A 17,684-nucleotide genomic window follows, 5' to 3' on the forward strand; every position below is an offset into this window, starting at 1 on the left:
GAAGCGATGTGAGCCGAAGACTTGTCATCATACACCCGGTTGGCTACAAACAGAAATGCCGCGTCGCAATGCCGCCGCGCCGCCGCGTAAAAAAAGTCCTGCCGCAGGCAGGACCTTAACTATTTGCGCTCTTGGCGCACTTTGCGCCTTTGCGTGAACTATCTGCGCGACAGTGCGGACTCCTAGTACGCCCGGGCGAACAACACGCGCTGCGTGCTCGGCTTGCCGGTGAGGATACAGACGCCATCTTCATGCGGGTTATCGAGCGGGATGCAGCGGATGGTGGCCTTCGTCTTTTCCTTGATGGCCGCCTCGGTTTCGGCGGTACCGTCCCAGTGGGCGGATACAAAGCCGGGCGTCTCGTCGAGCGTACGCTCGAAGTCGGCCCAGCTTTCCACCTTGAAGATGCGCTCGTCGCGGAAGGCTTTTGCCTTGGCGAACATGGCCCCCTGGATCTCCACGAGCAGATCGGCGATCCGCTGCGCGAGCCCTTCGATGGGCACGGTGGTCTTTTCCTTCGTATCGCGGCGGGCGAGCTCCACCACGCCATTGGCGAGGTCGCGGGCACCGAGCGTCACGCGCACGGGCACGCCCTTCAGCTCGTATTCGGCGAACTTCCAGCCCGGTCGCTGGTTGTCGTTGTCGTCGTACTTGGCGCGGATGCCGGCGGCCTTCAGTTCGGCCATCAGCTTATCGGCAACGGGCGCCATCTCGGTCTTGCCGTCGTCGCCCTTGTAGATGGGCACGATCACTACCTGCAGCGGCGCGATCCGCGGCGGCAGCACGAGGCCCTGGTCGTCGGAATGCGTCATCACGAGGCCGCCGATGAGGCGCGTGCTCACGCCCCAGGACGTTGCCCACACGTATTCCTGCTTGTTCTCTTTGGTAAGGTACTTTACCTCGAAGGCCTTCGCGAAGTTCTGCCCCAGGAAGTGCGAGGTGCCGGCCTGCAGGGCCTTGCCGTCCTGCATGAGCGCCTCGATGCAATAGGTGTCCTCGGCGCCCGCGAAGCGCTCGGCGGGCGATTTGACGCCTTTGATCACAGGCACGGCCATGTATTCCTCGGCAAACTGCGCGTAGACGTCGAGCATCTGGCGCGTTTCGGCAACCGCCTCTTCGGCGGTGGCGTGTGCCGTATGGCCTTCCTGCCACAGGAATTCGGCGGTGCGGAGGAAGAGGCGCGTGCGCATTTCCCAGCGCACCACGTTCGCCCACTGGTTCACCAGGATGGGCAGGTCGCGGTACGATTGGATCCAGTCTTTATACGTGTTCCAGATTATGGCCTCGGAAGTGGGACGCACCACGAGCTCCTCTTCGAGCTTCGCTTCGGGGTCCACCATCAGCTTGCCCGGCTTCGACGGGTCGTTCTTGAGGCGGTAGTGGGTCACCACGGCGCACTCCTTGGCGAAGCCTTCGGCGTTCTTCTCCTCGGCCTCGAAGAGGCTCTTGGGCACGAAGAGCGGGAAGTAGGCGTTCTGGTGGCCGGTTTCCTTGAACATACGGTCCAGCACGTCGCGCATGTTCTCCCACAGGCCGTAGCCATAGGGCTTGATCACCATGCAGCCACGTACGGCCGAATAGTCGGCGAGGCCGCCGCGGATGATCAGGTCATTGTACCATTGGGAATAATCCTGTTCCCGGGAAGTGATCTCTTTGCTCATAATTCGGTTCTGGTCCGCTCAACGTACTGCGCCTACCTTTGCAAAAGAATCGGCGCGGCATGCAACCTGCGGGCGGTTCGGCGCAATCTGTACAGAGTACAGAAATTGCTAATATTTTGATAAACGCCCGGCCCGCCGGCAGTTGTTAAACGGGTATTAAAGTAATTTACAACGGGGCACAAAAGTAACACATACGGCGGCATCTCCGTCTGAACGATATAAATAAGCGCATATGAGATCCTTTCTACCGCTTGCTGTTTTCCTGGTCGCCGCTACAAGCTGCACCACGCCGTACAAATCCGGCCAGACGCCCGACGACGTCTATTTCTCCCCCACCCGCCCCGAGCGCGAATACGTGCGCTACGAGGAAAAGGAGGAGACCTATGCCGACCGCAGCCGCTACGAGGAAGAGCGCTACCTCCGGCTCCGCATCCGCAACCGTGCCCGCTGCACCTCCATCGACGATTACTACCGCGACCCGTATGCCTATACCTACAGCGGCGTCAACTGCAACTGCAGCTCCAACCCGCGCCTATATTGGAACTATTACTACACACCGTCGCATCCTTACGCCTACTATTTCCCGAAGACACTTCCGCCCAACACCCCGCGTAAATACAACTTCGACGTGAACCGCCCGCCCTCGCCGACACCGGCGCCGACGGTGCGCCACCCAAAGTTCAGCAGCCCGGCCTATTCGAACGGCAGTAACAGCAGCGGCCGCGGGGGCAGTCTGCGCGATATCTTCAACAGCGGCCCCAACCCCAACCCGACGCGCAGCTCGTCGTCGTCCTCCTCCAGCTCCTCGTCGTCTTCCGGCTCTTCGTCGGGCGGCAGCAAGAGCAACGGGAATGCCGGCGTACGCCGCTTCTAATGCGCCATTTCTCCATCGATCACCAGGGGCGCTCCGCGCCCGCAACCTGCTTACATATGAAACGACTCGCTTTACTCCTGGCCACAGGAGCCTCCGCCCTCGTGTGCGCCGCACAGGAGCCGGCCGACGCGCTCCGCTTCTCTTATGGCGTTCCGGCAGGCACCGCCCGGCAACAGGCCATCGGCGGCGCCATGGGCTCGCTCGGCGGCGACTTCTCCGCCCTCTATGGCAACCCGGCCGGCCTCGGCTTCTACCGCACCAACGACTTCGTGATCACGCCCATGTTCCGCTGGAGCGAGACGAAGGGCAGCTTCCTCGGCCGCACGGAAAAGGAATCCGACAGAAAGTTCGACGTCGGCGCCCTCGGGCTCGTATTCGGGTCGCCGGGCAAGGTCGGCAGCCTGCGCGGTGTGGGCTTCAGCGTTGGGTTCAGCAACACGGCCGACTTCCGCAACACGATCTTATACCGTGGACAGAACAACAGCTCGTCGTACTCCCAGCGCTTTATCGAGGAGCTCGGGCGCGCCGGCGTGCGCGATTCCACCGCGGCCTACCTCTTTCCCTATGGACCCTCCCTGGCGATCAACACCTTCTGGCTCGACCCGGTAAAGGACGCCAACGGGCAGGTGACGGGCTTCCGTTCCAACTCGCCGGTAAGCACCGGGCTCCTGCAACAGCAACGCGTGGAGTCGCGCGGCGGCATCAACGAAGCGGCGCTGGGCATCGGCCTCAACACCAACGACAAGCTCTTTGTGGGTGCCACCATCGGTATCCCCTTCCTGGCCTACAACCGCAAGGCAACCTTCACGGAAGCCGACGCCACCACGGATACCTCGAACCGCTTCGACTTCGCCGAGTTCCGCGAGCGCGTGCAGACCACCGGCACCGGCCTCAACCTGAAGCTGGGGATCATTTACAAGCCCGCCGAGTACTGGCGCCTCGGCCTCGCCGTGCATACCCCGACGCTCTACAAGCTGACCGACCGCTATCACTACGAGCTCACCACAAATACCGAAAACTATGAGGGCGAGTGGGACGACTTCTCGAAAGACTACAACGACGGCGCCGAGCACCAGTTCAAATACATGTTGCTCACCCCGCTGAAGGCAACGGCGAGCGCCTCCTACGTGCTCCGCGAGATCGAGGACGTAACGAAGCAGCGCGGCTTCCTGACGGCCGACGTCGAATACGTTGCGTATAACATGATGCGCTACATGCCCGACAACGACGTCGAGAATAGCGAAGACACAAAAGCTTACCTCGACTACCTGAACCGAAACATCCGCGACCTGTATAAAGGCGCCTTCAATGTGCGCGTGGGCGGCGAGCTCAAGTTCACCACGCTGATGGTGCGTGCCGGCGCTGCCTGGTACGGCAACCCCTACAAGGAAGTGAACGGCGGCACGGGTGGACGCCTCAACCTCACCGGTGGCCTCGGCTACCGCCACCGCGGCTACTTCATCGACCTTACGTACGTGCACAGCATGCAGCGCGATATTCACACGCCTTACCGGTTGTCGGACGCACCCTACTTCGTGGCGGAGACGCGGCGCACGCAGGGAAATGTGGCATTGAGCTTCGGGGTGAAGTTCTGATCTCAGATCTCAGATGTGATGATGTCAGATCTGATTGGCAGTAGTACCGGCAAGTGCTCCCTGGTTCTTAAAGAACAATGGAACAGGGAATAAGAAACAGGGAACAAGGAAGTGGAGTATGGAAACCGAATAAATGGGCTTCGCCGGTACTTACCCTGCATGGGTAAACCATAAGCTACAGGAAAAGCTGTCGCGTAATACCGATTACAAATAGACCAATACATAAGCACTACTTAGCGAAACCCTTAGCTCCTTCTTCTCTTGGCGGTTAGAAAATCTTTTTCCCCTTCAAATGCCTTAAGACCACGTCCGCATCGGGTGCCATCCATTGGTACTCGGGATCTTTCCGGAACCAGGTGCCCTGCCGCTTCGCGTAGTGCCGTGTGTGGGTCTGGATATCGGCAACCGCCTCGGGCAGGGTACACTGCCCGTCGAAATAATCGAACAGCTCTTTATAGCCCACGGTCTGTAACGCGTTGAGGTGCCGCTGCGGGTATACGCTGCGGGCCTCGGCCGCGAGTCCTGCGTCCATCATCAGCGCCACGCGCCGGTTGATGCGGTCGTACAATTCCGGTCGGGGCAGGTCCAGCGCCACTTTATGTATGGCGAATTCGCGGGCGGCTTTGGCGCCCGTTCGGAAGTCAAGGATGGAGCGGCCCGTGGCCCGTTTGACCTCAAGTGCACGCAAGAGCCGGTGCGGATTCCGGATCTCGCCCTGCCCGTAGAATTGCGGATCTTCGGCCGCCACCTGCTGCTGCAGCCAGGAGATCCCTTCGCGCTCATATGCGGCGATCAGGACCTCCCGTATTTCTGCGGGCACCGCAGGGATCGGGTCCATGCCCTCGGTGAGCGCCTTCAGGTAGAGTCCTGTGCCACCCACTACCACCAGAGTATCGTGGGTTTCGAAAACCTGCTGCGCTATGGCCATTGCATACGATTCGTAAGCTGCCGCGTTGAGCTCATCGTGAATGGAGTGAGAAGCAATGAAGTGATGTTGCACCGCGGCCAGTTCTTCGGGCGAAGGACGGGCCACGCCGATATCGAGCTCGCGGTAGCACTGCCGGCTGTCGGCCGAAAGGATCTCCGTGCCGAGCTCCCGCGCCACATCGATGGCCACGGCCGTTTTGCCCACCGCCGTAGGCCCTGCGATCACGATGAGTTGCTTGGGGTGCATAGGGCAAATCTAGCGGGCGGATCTCAGATCTAGGATTTCAGATTTGTTCCCGGTACCAAGTTCCTTTTGTTTGATCGCATTTCTACTGCGCGGCTTACCAAGGCAAAAAAGCTGAATAAGTTTTTTACCGCAAAGAAGCGAAGGGGCTAAGGTGTTCGCTAAGAATGGTCTATGAGTCTAGAACCTGTCGCTGAATCAGGAGCTTCCTGGAAAATTCGTGAAGCGTCAGGCGTGAAGCGTCAGAAGAAACCTGGCTAAAGTCGGACATTACCTACTCACGCCTCAGGCCTCACGACAAATAGCGGAGTGACTGGTTTAGAGACGACTTCTAATGTGAATAGATCGCCGCTGTGGTGTCTACATTATCGTATTGAAAGATCATACCGGAGCGAGGCTCCGGCAGCGAACAATCGACGTCAGGAAACGAAAGCCGCGCTCATCGTATCAATCAGAAAAATCTGCGTGCCTTCGCTCCCACTGCCCGTTGCTGCTATGATGCCACAAAAAAAGGAGAAACCACCGTTCCTCCTTCTCCATATTCTATGCGACGCCGAATACTGAATGCGGCGTTGCTAAAACTCCTCGTTGCCGCCTTCATCGTGCCCGCCTTCATCAGCGCCGCTGTCGGTGGCGCCGCCCTCGCCCTCGGTACCGAAGCCTTCGGCGTCCTTGCTGAGGTCGTACTTTTCTTCCACGTCGGCAAAGCGCTCGCCGAGCAGGCTCTTGGCGCCGTATTGGCTCGGCGCGATGCCCTCGGTACGCACCGTCGACGGGTAGGTCATCTTGGGATTCTCTTCCTTGGACACCCCGATGAGCGATACCTGGAAGTTCCAGTTCTTGTTGAAATCGTAAACGTAGATGAACTTCTGGTTGGGGTCCTTGATCTCCGAGCCGATCGTGACGTCCTTCATCAGCAGGGGCGGCATCTGGTAGCGGCGGTTGTCGTAGATCTCGAGGGAGATCTCGCGGCCGCGCTGCCAGCGGTCGTTACTCCGGAAGAACGTGGCGCCGTGCTTGTTGTCGAACTCGAACGCCTTCAGGATCGCGTCGTGTAGCTGGAAAAACGTATGATTGTGCCGAATGGCGATGTCGCGGTACACACTATCGTCCTCTTCGTAGTGAACTCTGAATTTAAGTATGGCCATGCAGGTGATTTCGGAATGAAGAACTTCAAAAATACGGAAAGGCGGGGAAAAAGGTTTAGGGGGTTTAGGAGGTTTAGAAGGTTAAGAAGGTCCGGTACCAACCTCCTAAACTCCCTAAACCTATTTCACGGGCGATAGCCCGAGCTCTGCCGCCTTTTGGATCATGAACCCGTAGGCCGCGTCGTACTCGTTGGGAATGACACCGTCGAGAATGGCGTTGCGGATGGCATCTTTAATGTCGCCGACGGCACGCGAGGGCGGGATGCCGAAGGTTTCCATAATAAGCTCGCCCGTGATGGGCGGCTGCCAGTTACGGATGCGGTCCTTCTCCTCCACCTCCACACAGCGCTCCTTCACAAGCTCGAAGTTGTCGAGAAAGCGCTGCACCTTGGCCTTGTTCTTCGAAGTGATATCGCTCTCGCAGAGGGTCATCAAATCATCGAAATCGGCGCCGGCATCGAAGAGGAGGCGGCGGATGGCCGAGTCGGTGATGTCTTCCTTCGACAGCGAGATGGGGCGCAGGTGCAGCTCCACGAGCTTGCGCACATACTTCATGGGATCGCCGAGCGGCAGCTTGAAGGCATTGAAGATCTTCGGCACCATGCGGCCGCCCACCACCTCGTGGCCGTGGAAGGTCCAGCCGTGGCCTTCCTCGAAGCGCTTCGTGGCGGGCTTGGCGATGTCGTGCAGGATGGCCGCCCACCGAAGCCACAGGTTGTTGGTGCGGGCAGCCACGTTATCGAGCACCTGCAGCGTGTGGTAAAAGTTGTCCTTGTGCCCGAGCCCGTCCACGAACTCGGCGCCGGCGAGGTCCACCATCTGCGGGAAGATGAGGTCGAGCAGCTTCGTGTCGAAGAGCAGCTTGAAGCCGACGCTGGGCTTCGGCGCCGCGATGATCTTATTGAGCTCGTCGGTGATCCGCTCCTGCGTGATGATCCGGATGCGGTCGCGCTGCTCGCGGATGGCGCGGAGCGTAGGCGGGTGGATACGGAAGCCCAGCTGCGTGGCGAAGCGGATCGCCCGCATCATCCGCAGCGGGTCGTCGGAGAAGGTGATGGCCGGCTCCCCTGGCGTGCGGATGAGGCCTTCCTTCAGGTCCTCGCGTCCGCCGAAGGGATCGACCAGCGTGCCGAAGTCGGCCTCGTTGAGCGAGATGGCGAGTGCATTGATGGTGAAGTCGCGGCGGTTTTGGTCGTCAGCGAGCGTGCCGGGCTCCACCACGGGGTTGCGCGAGTGGCGTTGGTAGCTTTCCTTGCGTGCGCCTACGAACTCGAGGTCGAACCCGTCGGGCGTGCGGAAATGCGCCGTGCCGAAGGTCTTGAAGAGCGTCACTTTCGGCGAGGAGCGAAAGAGCGAAGCCGCTTTCTGCGCGAGCGCTAAGGCGTCGCCCACGCACACGAAATCGGCGTCCTTGGTGGGGCGCCCGAGGAGCTTGTCGCGCACGAAGCCGCCCACAAGGTAGCAGGGCACGCCGAGCTCGCGGGCCGCCTGGGCCACGGGCCGGATCTTCTGTAATTCGCTATCGGTGCAGGGGATATCCATGTTCAGCGCTGCAAATGTAGCGGATATGGCCATTCCGGGCGGATTGCCTATCTTGATCGAAACCAAACGACATGCACTCGTTGAAACGTTGGGCACCGGCTGCGCTCCTCCTGCTCCTCGGCAGCTGCGGCACCGAAGAAAAAGAGACCCGGGTGGCCGACTACCCAAAGGTCGTGGAGACCTTTTACCATCAGTATGGCTTCAAGCCGGAAGGCTACCAGCAGCTCCGGTTCGCCAAAAAGCGCGAAGGCTGGTTCGTGCATGTCGTTGACCCGCTGAAAGGCGCGGTGCTGCGCGATTTCCTGTACTGGCCGGCCGACTCCACAGCCCCGCGCACCCTCAGCGGGTTCAGCGCGCCCGAGGGCGGACTGGAAACCGATCGCGCCATCGAGTCGGCGCTCCGGGGCAATTCAACCGGGTATACGTATTACGGCTACGAGCGTTGCCGCTATTATGGCTACGAAGAATGGGACCGCGATATGATCCGGACCTACGGCGACCGGAAGCAACCCGGCGATACCCTGCTCGAGGGCCTCGGACGCGCGTTCAGCCACTACGCCGACCGCTTCCTGGATCACTATGAAACACCCGACCGGCCCGGGCTACACCCGCTTCAAAAAGGGCTGGCGCCCCTGGAGCGGCCGTCGCAGCAACGCGCCGACAGCGCCCTGTATTACTACAGGAAGGCGCTGGCCGCCTTCGGCAAGCTGCGCGAGCGCAATCCCTCTTATACCACGTTGGTGGGCAATATGGCCATGAAGGTGTTCAACGATGGGATGCACGTGTGGCAACGGCTATCTGTGAACGGGTACGCGCAGGAAGCGGCGAGCATCCTTAACGAGGTCAAAGCCGACGACAACATCCGCCGCTTCGCGCACAACTACCTCGATGCGTGCGCGCCCAACAGCATCCTTTTTACCTATGGCGACAACGACACCTACGCGATCTGGTACCTGCAGCAAAAGGAGGGCGTGCGCAAAGACGTGACCGTTATCAACGCGAGCCTTGCCGGACTCCCCATCTACGTGGATGCGCTGCGCAGGGAAGGCAAAGTGCGCTTCGACCTGCGGCCGGAACTCTACGGGCGTCGTGACTTCAGCTACGCCGTACAAATTCCGGAAGGAGCCCGAGGAACCGAAGCGGTGCCGCAGTTCATCGCAGGGTTCAACGACCGTTCGTCGAGCCCGCTTCCGGCATCGTCCGGCACCCCGGAACCGATGACCTATACGGCTTCCAGCCTGGTGCTGCCGGTAGACGCCGCGCGATTCGGGCAGGCAACGCAAACAGCGGTGTCTGCAGGTATGCTGAAGTGGACCCTCAACCGCTACATCACGCTCGACCAGGTGCTGATGCTGAATGTGATCCAGCGCAACATCCACGAGCGCCCGATCTATTTTTCCTTTCCCGACTCCTTTCATGGCGACCAGCTGATGCCTGCGGGCACCGTGTACCAGTTGGTGCCTGCGGGAGACAACAGCGAAGCGATCGCGCAGGCGGGTGCCGAGCGGAGTCGGCAGCTCCTGAAGGATCGCTTCCAGCCGCTTGCCGCGTCACCCGCTGGCAAGCTCGCCGTGCCCGACCGCGCCGGCGCCTTGCCGCTCAATGCCTACGAGCCGCTCATCATGCACTATGTACGAAGGCAGGACACGGCCACGGTGAAGGCCCTGGTGGCCGAATGGCGGCAGAAGCAGACACAAAGCACCGGCGGCGCGTATAACGGCCTTGAGGTCGGCCTGGCGCTGGCAAGCGTCGGCGAGCGGGAATCGGGCCTTCCTTTAATGAAAAGCGCACTGATCGCCATGCGCGAATCCGTGCAGCGCCCGTCTGCGCTTGGTTTGCGGGTGGGTGCCGACGACCTGAAAAACTACCACGATCGGGTAGCGGAAGCACTGGAGCGATACGGGCTTTCGAAAACCGAGATCGATTCTTTCCTGAAAGAGGTGCGCTGACCCCTATTTCCGTATAAATACAGGAGCCCCGTCCTGCCAGCGCACGATCTGCGAGGGTACGGCGGGGCTTTCGTCGTCCTGGCGCCAGCGCACTACATGGTCCACCCCGGCCCGGATCGGCTCGGACACCGCGCCGAAGAAGGGCGCCGTGGGCTCGCCGGAAATGTTGGCGGAAGTCGATACGATCGGCACCCGCAGCCGCTTGACGAGGTGGCGGCAGAAGGGATCGCGCACGATGCGGATGGCGATGGAGCCGTCGGCGGCCACGAGGTTATCGGGCAGCCCCACCGCGCCGTCGAAGATGACGGTGGTAGGCCGTTCCTGCTCCTGCATGAAGGTGAAGGCAGCGAGGTCGGGGGCGGCGATATACTGGAGAATGTCGCGCTCCTCGCCTACCAGCACGATCATGCTTTTGGAGTCGGGGCGTTGCTTCAGGGCATAGATGCGGGCAATGGCGGCGGCGTCGGTGGCGGCGCAGCCGAGTCCCCAAACGGTGTCGGTGGGATACAGGATCGTACCGCCGCTACGGAGCACCTCGAGCGCGCGGGTCACTTCACTTTCAAAGAATGCAGGATCGTTATTCATCGTAAAGCTTGTTGCAGTTGTTGTACGATGCCCGGGCTGGAGAGCCGCTCGAGGCACTGCGGCGTTTCGAAGCACACGCAGCGGTTCTTAAGGCAGGGCTCGCAACTGAGCTGGTTGAGCCGGACGACGGTGTTCCACCCGGCGTTGAAGGGGGCGGTATTGCGCTCGTTGCCGGCGCCGAAGAGCACGAGCGTAGGCGTGCCCAGGGCGTTGGCCAGGTGGGCTGGTCCCGAGTCGGTGGTCAGCAGGGCGCGAGCCGACGCGAGCACCTCGATGAGGCCGGTGAGGTCGGTGCGCCCGGCGGCATTGTCGATGCCTTCTTGATGGGGCAGCCCCGCGTACACCGCGTCGATGAACTCCTTTTCCTTGGGAGCGCCCACCAGTACAAGGGGCTCCGTGACCTGGCGCCGCAGCTCCGACACAAGCTCGATGGCCTTGGCTACGGTGAGGCGCCGCGACTGCGCCTCGGAGTTGACGTTCACGACGATGTGGTCGCGGCGCGGGTGACTATGGTTTAGCCGCACCTGCACGTTGCGCAGTTGGCTGCCGGCATAGCGCTCCAGCAGCACGAGGTACTCCTGTACGCGGTGGCCGCCGGCGGGGCGGGTATACGTGTGGGTGAGCAGCACGCTGCGGCCTTCATTGCGGTAGCCGATGCGGTGCTGCGCGCCGGTGGCATAGCCCATGATGGCCGCGGAGAGCGAATCGGGCAGCGAAAAGAACAGGTCGAAGTGGGCGGTGGCCTTGATGTGCCGGCCGAAGCGCCAGAGACCGCGCAGTCCGGGCTGCTCGCCTTTGTCGAAGATGAACTGGTGCTCGAGCGGCGGAAAGTAGGGAAGCAGGCCATGGATGCCCTTCTTGGCGATCACCGAGATCTTCGCCTCGGGGTACGTGGCCTGCAATTGCTCCACAAACGCCACTGCCATCACCATATCGCCCAGCCAGTTGGGTAGTCGCACCAGTATCCGCATGCGGCAAAGCTAATGGGGTAATGGGAGAATGTGCTGATGGGGTAATGAATTTGAACGTCGGACAAGTCCCGGTTTTTTTTCGTGTATATTGAAACAGGAAATGATCAATCCAGGTTGCGTCGCAGAACGGGCATTATCCCATTCCCCAATTACCCCATTCCCCCATTAGATTTGCGTCATGAACCAATACCAAGATACCATTGCAAAAGCCTGGGCCGACCGCGGCCTGTTGGCGAACAACGATACACAGGAAGCGATCCGTGCCGTGATCGAGGAAGTAGACAAGGGGCGACTGCGCGTAGCCGCCCCCGGCGAAGGGGGCTGGGTGGTAAACGAGTGGGTGAAGCAGGCCATCCTGCTCTACTTCGGCATCCAGCCGATGCAGACCTGGGACCTCGAGCCCTTCGAGTTCTACGACAAGATGCTGCTGAAGAAAAATTACAAGGAGCTCGGCGTCCGCGCCGTGCCCCATGCCGTGGCCCGCTATGGCGCCTACATCGCGCGCAACGTGGTGCTGATGCCCTCCTACGTCAACATCGGCGCCTATGTAGACGAAGGCACGATGGTGGATACCTGGGCCACGGTTGGCTCCTGCGCCCAGATCGGCAAGGGCGTACACCTGAGCGGCGGCGTGGGCATCGGCGGTGTGCTGGAGCCCCTGCAGGCCGCGCCGGTGGTGGTCGAGGACGGCTGTTTCATCGGCTCGCGCTGCATCGTGGTCGAAGGCGTGCGGGTTGAAAAAGAGGCGGTGCTGGGCGCCAACGTGGTACTGACGCAATCCACCAAGATCATTGACGTGAGCGGCCCGGAGCCCGTCGAGATGCGCGGCGTGGTGCCGGCCCGCAGCGTGGTGATCCCAGGCACCTATACCAAAAAGTTCCCTGCCGGCGAGTTCGGCGTGGGCTGCGCCCTCATCATCGGCAAGCGCAAGGAAAGCACGGACCTCAAAACGAGCCTGAACGATGCCCTGCGGGATTTCAATGTGTCGGTGTGAACGGGAATCGGCAATCGGGAATCGGCAATCGGCAATAGCAGCAAGGCCCGGCTACGCCGGGCCTTGCTGTGTATCGTGCGCCAGCCATTACCGATTCCCGATTCCCGATTGACGAAAAAACTTTTTGCTGAAATAAAACGCCGCTCTTATATTTGCACCCCGCAACGGAACAAAGTAGCTACCAATACTTTAGGAAACTGCGGGAGTTCTTCTAACGATGCCCAGGTGGCGAAATTGGTAGACGCACCGTCTTCAGGTGGCGGCGCCGCGAGGTGTGCTGGTTCGACTCCAGTCCTGGGCACGATAAGCAAAAAGGCAATCCGAAAGGGTTGCCTTTTTGTTTCTTAGGCCTTCGCTACAGAATCCGTTTCATCCAAATAGTTTGGCCCATGGCGGCGTTCGAAACTTCGCACTTCGATGCCAGAGAACGATCCAAAACGATCAGGATGCACCTCCTCTCCTATCGTACCAACCGGGAAATCCCGGAAAGCAATTTCACCAGTATCTGCCCGACAGGTACACCGGGGTAAAGCTGAAAGGTTCAACACCCGGCTTTAAGCGGAATGAAAGGTGGATGCAACCACCGACGATTTCCAAAAGAACTCAAACGGGTATTTATCGGCAAGAAGCTTTATAGCCAGAATGAAGGAACCCTCAAAGAAGATGGGTACCTGAAGCTTCCGGACGCCTCTGTTTTGTCAAGTAGTGCCACGTATCGGCTTTATTCCTTATAGTGCCCATTCAACTGCCGCTACATAAGGAAAAAGCACCGCTTTCGCAGTGCTCTTCGAACGAGGCATACCGGTTCTTACAAGCTTAATCCCAGTGTAAACCCTCTCACCGGACGGGAGAAGTCAGCCGTTTTTGTGGCCATGCCACTGGTCAGGTTGATGCTGTACAGGCCGCGGGCACCTCCCACGGTGAAGATTCCGTACGCTTTTCCGGTCGTGCTTCCGATATCAAAGCCGTTCGCAGCATCTATGTTGACACCAAGCGCACCGGTCTCCACCAGCGTTCCGTTGTTTGGGGGAACCTGGGTGTAGAGTTTGTCCGCCGTATGATCCATGACATACAAGACCGTGGTGGCCGCACCAGCGAAGTTGTTCGTGTAGGCTGCTGCACTGAGGTTAGGCATGCCTGGATTGATCGTCCCATCCACAAAAACCACAGTGCCCAGATCAGGGTGCAAGCGTAGATTCTGCCCATTGTCGCTCACGACACGGATGCGGTCTACAGTAGGATTGAAATCAAAGCCGAAGCTGGTGCCGGACAAGAGCGTTGCGAAGGGTCCCGCGCCAACGGCGGTGGCTGCACCGGATGCCGCATTGATCGTATACAGCCTACTTGTGCTTCCGAGGGCATAGATCTGTCCGTTCAATGGACGAATATCGATTCCAAGTACCGTCTCGCTTGCCGCCATACCGGTGATCGGCTTTGTAATGATCGCCGGAGACGTGGTAGCGGTAGCATCGAAGATCAGCAGGTTGTTCATATCATCCACGGCATACGCAACCGGGTTGGTGGGGATCGCAATGGCTGCGACCGCATTGGCGGCGCTGAAGGTTCCCAATAAGGTAGCCTTGCCTGACGTGGTATCGATTTGATACAGATTATTCTGGCCACCTACGGTTAGACTGGCCAACGCCACAGCGCCGTTGGGAGCAATATCGAACCCAGCAGCGCCGGTGATCGCACCTACGCCAAGCGAACCGATTTCAACGAGTGTTCCGTTGTTTGGCGGATTCTGTCGATACAGCTTACCGGACACCCGGTCGATATCATACAGTACGGTACTGCCGGAGCCCGCTGTGTTTCCCGAATACGCCGCTCCGGAAATCGAAGCGCCCGCAGCCCCGTTGATTACCCCATCGGTAGCTGCAACGGCACCGGTCTCCGGGTTAAGACGCAGGTTTTGTCCATCGGAACCCACCAGCCGGATCCGGTCGACCGTAGGATTGAAATCAAACGCAACAGCAGAACCGGTCAGGGCCGGTGTAAAGGCAGCGCTGCCGACGATACGAGCGGCACCCGTAGCCGTGTTGATGATGTACAGGCGGCTCGTGTTCGTTACCGCATAAAGCTCACCCGTAGCCGGCCGGAAATCGATACCAAGAATAGATTCGCCTGCTGCCAACCCGGAAATCGACATAGTGGCAGTAGCCGTCTCAACGGCATTTGCATTGAAGCGGAGCAGCTGGTTACTGGCGCTTACGCCAAAGAAGATCTGGTCTGGCTTGACGACGGTGGGCGGCGGCATGGGTGTATTATCAGCATCCTCTTTTTTGCAACCGGCAGCTGCCATTACCAAAAAAGCAAGACCCATGATGAGTTTGCCAGGGCTTAAAATAGCGATCATTATAAAATTCTTTTGAGAACATACGGATGGAAACCGTTTGTGGATGTGCGTTTATGTTAGCACTCAAAAAAATAGCACAGGAAAAATGGAATAGTGAAGCTCTGGTATTGACCTTTCAATCGTAAAACACCCGGTTGCCCCCACGTGGATACCGGGCATTCCAGCTGTGTCTGATGCTTGCATAGCGAAACGAGCTTTGTCAAAAAACGCAATGACCTGTTCGACCCCAGATCAGTATCCTGCGTGAACTTCTGTTTGCATTTTTTGCCATGGCGCCAAGGATAGCGCTCGGCAGGCCGAGAGTAGCTTGACTGTTGTTCGAACCGGAAGATGCATACCCGAATGGGCGACGGATGGCTTACTGATCACTTGTATCGTCCACTCCGGAACTCACTGTTTGCTTCGAAATCACGTTCCTTAAATGGTCTTCATGTGTATCGGCCCACTGACCCAATACGGCAATAACGGGGATGAGCGTCTTACCCAGCTCGGTGAGGCTATATTCCACTTTCGGCGGCACCACGGGATAAATTTTTCTCGTGACCAATTCGTGGTCTTCCAATTCCTTCAGCTGAATATTCAACACCCTGCGCGCCGCACCGGGGATCTTCCGTTGCAGCTGGCTGGGACGCTGATGTCCCTCGTTGATAAACCACAACAACCGAAGTTTCCACTTGCCGTAAAGCACCTCGCCTAACAGGTCAAGCCCACAATTCAGGTTCGGTGTCGTTTTTCGCACATACATGCAGTAAAGTTAGACGTACGCCTCAACGGGGGCAATAGGGGACTAATTTATCCCTATCTGAATCATAATTCCGTACTTGTAGGAACGTCTGCTACCCGCCAAATTTGCCCTGTCACCAATTAAAAAGGGACAATCAGCAATGGAACAATTCAATTACAACAATGAACTATCCGGCAAGACGGCCCTGGTAACCGGAGGCACAAAAGGCACGGGAAGAGCGATCGCCGAAAGGCTTTTGGAGGCAGGTGCTACGGTTATCGTCACGGCAAGGTACGCTCCGGATAAAAAAAGCAGCCGGCTGCATTTCATCGCCTCCGATCTCAGTAAAGCCGAAGGAGCGCTGAAGGTAGTTAGCGAAGTACTTTCCCGTTTCGGGCGGCTGGACATCCTGGTAAACAACCTCGGCTCGTCGGAAACACCGGGCGGCGGCTTTGCCGCGTTGACGGACGACGACTGGGTCTCGACCCTGCAAGCGAACCTGCTGGCGCCGGTTCGCCTCGACCGCGGGTTCCTGCCGCAAATGATAGCGCAGAAATGCGGGGTGATTATCCACATCGCCTCCATTCAAGGTAGGCTTCCGCTCTACGATGCGACTCTACCTTACGCGGCAGCGAAGGCAGCACTGGTCAACTACAGCAAGAGCCTGTCGAACGAGGTAACGCCCAAGGGCGTTCGTGTGCTCACTGTTTCGCCCGGATGGATCCGGACAGAAAATGTCAACGCGTGGCTCGAACGGATCAGCAAGAGTTCGAACATCAGCATTGACGAAGCGCAACAAAATGTCATGGCCGCCCTGGGTGGCATACCGTTCGGAAGGCCGGCAGAGCCCGAAGAAGTAGCCGAACTGGTTGGATTCCTCGTATCACCGAGAGCAGCGTATTTAACGGGAACTGAGTTCGTCATCGATGGCGGCACGGTTCCTACCATCTGACCGCCATTAAAACCAAAGAAAAATGAAACTTCCAAAAGTAATAGGCGACCTGGTACAGGCGCAAAACAATCTCGACAGCAGCACTTACGCCGAATGTTTCTCCGAAACGGGTGTAATGATTGACGAAGGCAAGTCGTACGAGGGAAGGGCCGGGATCCGGAAACTGATCGAAGAAGCCAACAAAAAGTACCGGTCCGTAATGAAGCCGCTTGCCTATACCGAGAACGACGGCACCTGCGTGCTATCGGCACAAGTTTCCGGTACTTTCCCTGGAAGTCCGATCGTTTTAAAGTTTCACTTTGAAATCGTCGACGGAAAAATTAAGCATTTGCACGTTACCGGGTAAGCGATTGACAAGTGAGCGGCTGGCCTTCGACCGCTACTTTTAACCTAACGCCGATTTATGAGTTACTGTACCGCAATAGAAAGCATGCAATCTGAAGAAAAGAAAGCATTGCACAGGAATTACCATAACAACTTTTATGGGTTCCCCCTTCATGACGACAGCGAGCTTTTTTGTCGCCTCATCCTGGAAATCAACCAGGCAGGTCTAAGCTGGGAAACCATCCTGAAGAAAGAAGCCTCTTTCCGGAATGCCTACAGTGGGTTTGATATCCAAAAGGTTGCCGCGTACACGGACGCGGACCGGACGCGCCTCCTGGCCGACGCCGGAATCATACGCAACAAGCTGAAAATAGAGGCGGCAATCGAAAATGCGAAAGTGATCCTGGGGTTGCAGGCCGAATTCGGGTCATTCGAAAAATGGCTGGAACATCATCACCACCTGACAAAAGAAGAGTGGGTGAAACTATTTAAGAAAACGTTCCGGTTCACCGGTGGCGAGATCGTAAACGAGTTCCTGATGAGCACCGGCTATCTGCCCGGGGCGCATGCCGAGACCTGCCCGATCTACAAAGAGATCCTAAAACAAAAACCGATGTGGGCAAGGCGGTAATGATGGGTACCAACCATTGCGGCGCACCTCCTCGCTGTAGGTTGTTCGTTCAATGCGGCAGGCAACAAAAAAGCCGGGATCTGACTCCCGGCTTTTTATTTGTACGAAATGCCTCGTCCTAAAATAGGTTGACACAAAAGTTGACTTATATGTTAGATACAGGAGTTAGTGATTATCGTAGGCGGACTTGTAAGGATTACAGTCTTG

Annotated in this window: 15 protein-coding genes and 1 tRNA gene; 8 read left to right on the top strand and 8 right to left on the bottom strand. The window is 58.4% G+C overall.

The genetic code is table 11. The annotated features are described in order from the left end of the window. Positions 1 to 182 precede the first annotated feature (182 nt). Positions 183 to 1,661 carry a proline--tRNA ligase gene (gene proS, locus ABD937_RS04750; RefSeq protein ID WP_345253805.1) on the bottom strand — a complete coding sequence of 493 codons (1,479 nt, stop codon included), beginning with the start codon at positions 1,659 to 1,661 and terminating at the stop codon, positions 183 to 185. Between the two features lie 232 nt (positions 1,662 to 1,893). Between proS and ABD937_RS04755 the strand changes: the two genes are divergently transcribed. Both ABD937_RS04755 and ABD937_RS04760 read left to right on the top strand, forming a co-directional pair. Further along, positions 1,894 to 2,535 carry a hypothetical protein gene (locus ABD937_RS04755; protein WP_345253806.1) on the top strand — a complete coding sequence of 214 codons (642 nt, stop codon included), beginning with the start codon at positions 1,894 to 1,896 and terminating at the stop codon, positions 2,533 to 2,535. A gap of 56 nt (positions 2,536 to 2,591) precedes the next feature. Further along, positions 2,592 to 4,130, top strand: a complete 1,539-nt coding sequence (locus tag ABD937_RS04760; protein WP_345253807.1) for an OmpP1/FadL family transporter — start codon at positions 2,592 to 2,594, stop codon at positions 4,128 to 4,130. Between the two features lie 268 nt (positions 4,131 to 4,398). Here the strand turns inward: ABD937_RS04760 and miaA are convergent, their stop codons facing one another. The 3 genes from miaA to ABD937_RS04775 form a co-directional block, all read right to left on the bottom strand. Beyond that, positions 4,399 to 5,304 (bottom strand): tRNA (adenosine(37)-N6)-dimethylallyltransferase MiaA, encoded by a 906-nt coding sequence (gene miaA / locus ABD937_RS04765; protein ID WP_345253809.1) that lies wholly within the window; start codon positions 5,302 to 5,304, stop codon positions 4,399 to 4,401. A gap of 572 nt (positions 5,305 to 5,876) precedes the next feature. Continuing rightward, positions 5,877 to 6,449 (bottom strand): IS1096 element passenger TnpR family protein, encoded by a 573-nt coding sequence (locus ABD937_RS04770; protein ID WP_345253810.1) that lies wholly within the window; start codon positions 6,447 to 6,449, stop codon positions 5,877 to 5,879. A gap of 120 nt (positions 6,450 to 6,569) precedes the next feature. Further along, positions 6,570 to 8,024 carry a CCA tRNA nucleotidyltransferase gene (locus tag ABD937_RS04775; protein ID WP_345253811.1) on the bottom strand — a complete coding sequence of 485 codons (1,455 nt, stop codon included), beginning with the start codon at positions 8,022 to 8,024 and terminating at the stop codon, positions 6,570 to 6,572. Between the two features lie 38 nt (positions 8,025 to 8,062). On the opposite strand from ABD937_RS04775, the gene ABD937_RS04780 reads away from it, so the two are divergent. Further along, positions 8,063 to 9,940: a hypothetical protein gene (locus tag ABD937_RS04780; RefSeq protein ID WP_345253813.1), complete on the top strand. Its 1,878-nt coding sequence runs from the start codon at positions 8,063 to 8,065 to the stop codon at positions 9,938 to 9,940. 3 nt (positions 9,941 to 9,943) lie between these two features. On the opposite strand, the gene ABD937_RS04785 is transcribed toward ABD937_RS04780, so the two are convergent. Continuing rightward, positions 9,944 to 10,525, bottom strand: coding sequence for an L-threonylcarbamoyladenylate synthase (locus ABD937_RS04785; RefSeq protein WP_345253814.1), 582 nt, complete (start codon positions 10,523 to 10,525; stop codon positions 9,944 to 9,946). Further along, positions 10,522 to 11,496 carry a glycosyltransferase family 9 protein gene (locus ABD937_RS04790; RefSeq protein ID WP_345253816.1) on the bottom strand — a complete coding sequence of 325 codons (975 nt, stop codon included), beginning with the start codon at positions 11,494 to 11,496 and terminating at the stop codon, positions 10,522 to 10,524. The genes ABD937_RS04785 and ABD937_RS04790 overlap by 4 nt, the downstream gene beginning before the upstream one ends. Before the next feature lie 178 nt (positions 11,497 to 11,674). Here ABD937_RS04790 and ABD937_RS04795 point away from each other — a divergent pair, with 178 nt between their 5' ends. Then, positions 11,675 to 12,490, top strand: coding sequence for a 2,3,4,5-tetrahydropyridine-2,6-dicarboxylate N-succinyltransferase (locus ABD937_RS04795; RefSeq protein WP_345253817.1), 816 nt, complete (start codon positions 11,675 to 11,677; stop codon positions 12,488 to 12,490). A gap of 219 nt (positions 12,491 to 12,709) precedes the next feature. Then, positions 12,710 to 12,791, top strand: a tRNA-Leu gene (locus ABD937_RS04800). Between the two features lie 507 nt (positions 12,792 to 13,298). Here ABD937_RS04800 and ABD937_RS04805 read toward each other — a convergent pair. Both ABD937_RS04805 and ABD937_RS04810 read right to left on the bottom strand, forming a co-directional pair. After that, on the bottom strand, positions 13,299 to 14,846 hold the full coding sequence (locus tag ABD937_RS04805) for a DUF4394 domain-containing protein (protein ID WP_345253818.1): 1,548 nt from the start codon (positions 14,844 to 14,846) through the stop codon (positions 13,299 to 13,301). Between the two features lie 358 nt (positions 14,847 to 15,204). Beyond that, complete coding sequence (locus tag ABD937_RS04810) at positions 15,205 to 15,591, bottom strand: winged helix-turn-helix transcriptional regulator (protein WP_345253819.1); 387 nt, start codon at positions 15,589 to 15,591, stop codon at positions 15,205 to 15,207. Positions 15,592 to 15,730: 139 nt separating this feature from the next. On the opposite strand from ABD937_RS04810, the gene ABD937_RS04815 reads away from it, so the two are divergent. From ABD937_RS04815 to ABD937_RS04825, 3 genes are read left to right on the top strand one after another with little or no spacing between them, the layout of a single operon-like run. Further along, the gene (locus ABD937_RS04815) at positions 15,731 to 16,522 is read left to right on the top strand and encodes an SDR family oxidoreductase (RefSeq protein ID WP_345253821.1); all 792 of its coding nucleotides are present in this window, start codon (positions 15,731 to 15,733) and stop codon (positions 16,520 to 16,522) included. 22 nt (positions 16,523 to 16,544) lie between these two features. Beyond that, on the top strand, positions 16,545 to 16,868 hold the full coding sequence (locus tag ABD937_RS04820; protein WP_345253823.1) for a nuclear transport factor 2 family protein: 324 nt from the start codon (positions 16,545 to 16,547) through the stop codon (positions 16,866 to 16,868). A 57-nt stretch (positions 16,869 to 16,925) separates the two neighbouring features. Next, positions 16,926 to 17,477: a DNA-3-methyladenine glycosylase I gene (locus tag ABD937_RS04825; protein WP_345253824.1), complete on the top strand. Its 552-nt coding sequence runs from the start codon at positions 16,926 to 16,928 to the stop codon at positions 17,475 to 17,477. The last annotated feature ends 207 nt before the right edge of the window (positions 17,478 to 17,684 follow it).

Origin of the sequence: Flaviaestuariibacter amylovorans, from assembly GCF_039541815.1 — a bacterium.
Lineage (GTDB): Bacteria > Bacteroidota > Bacteroidia > Chitinophagales > Chitinophagaceae > Flavisolibacter > Flavisolibacter amylovorans.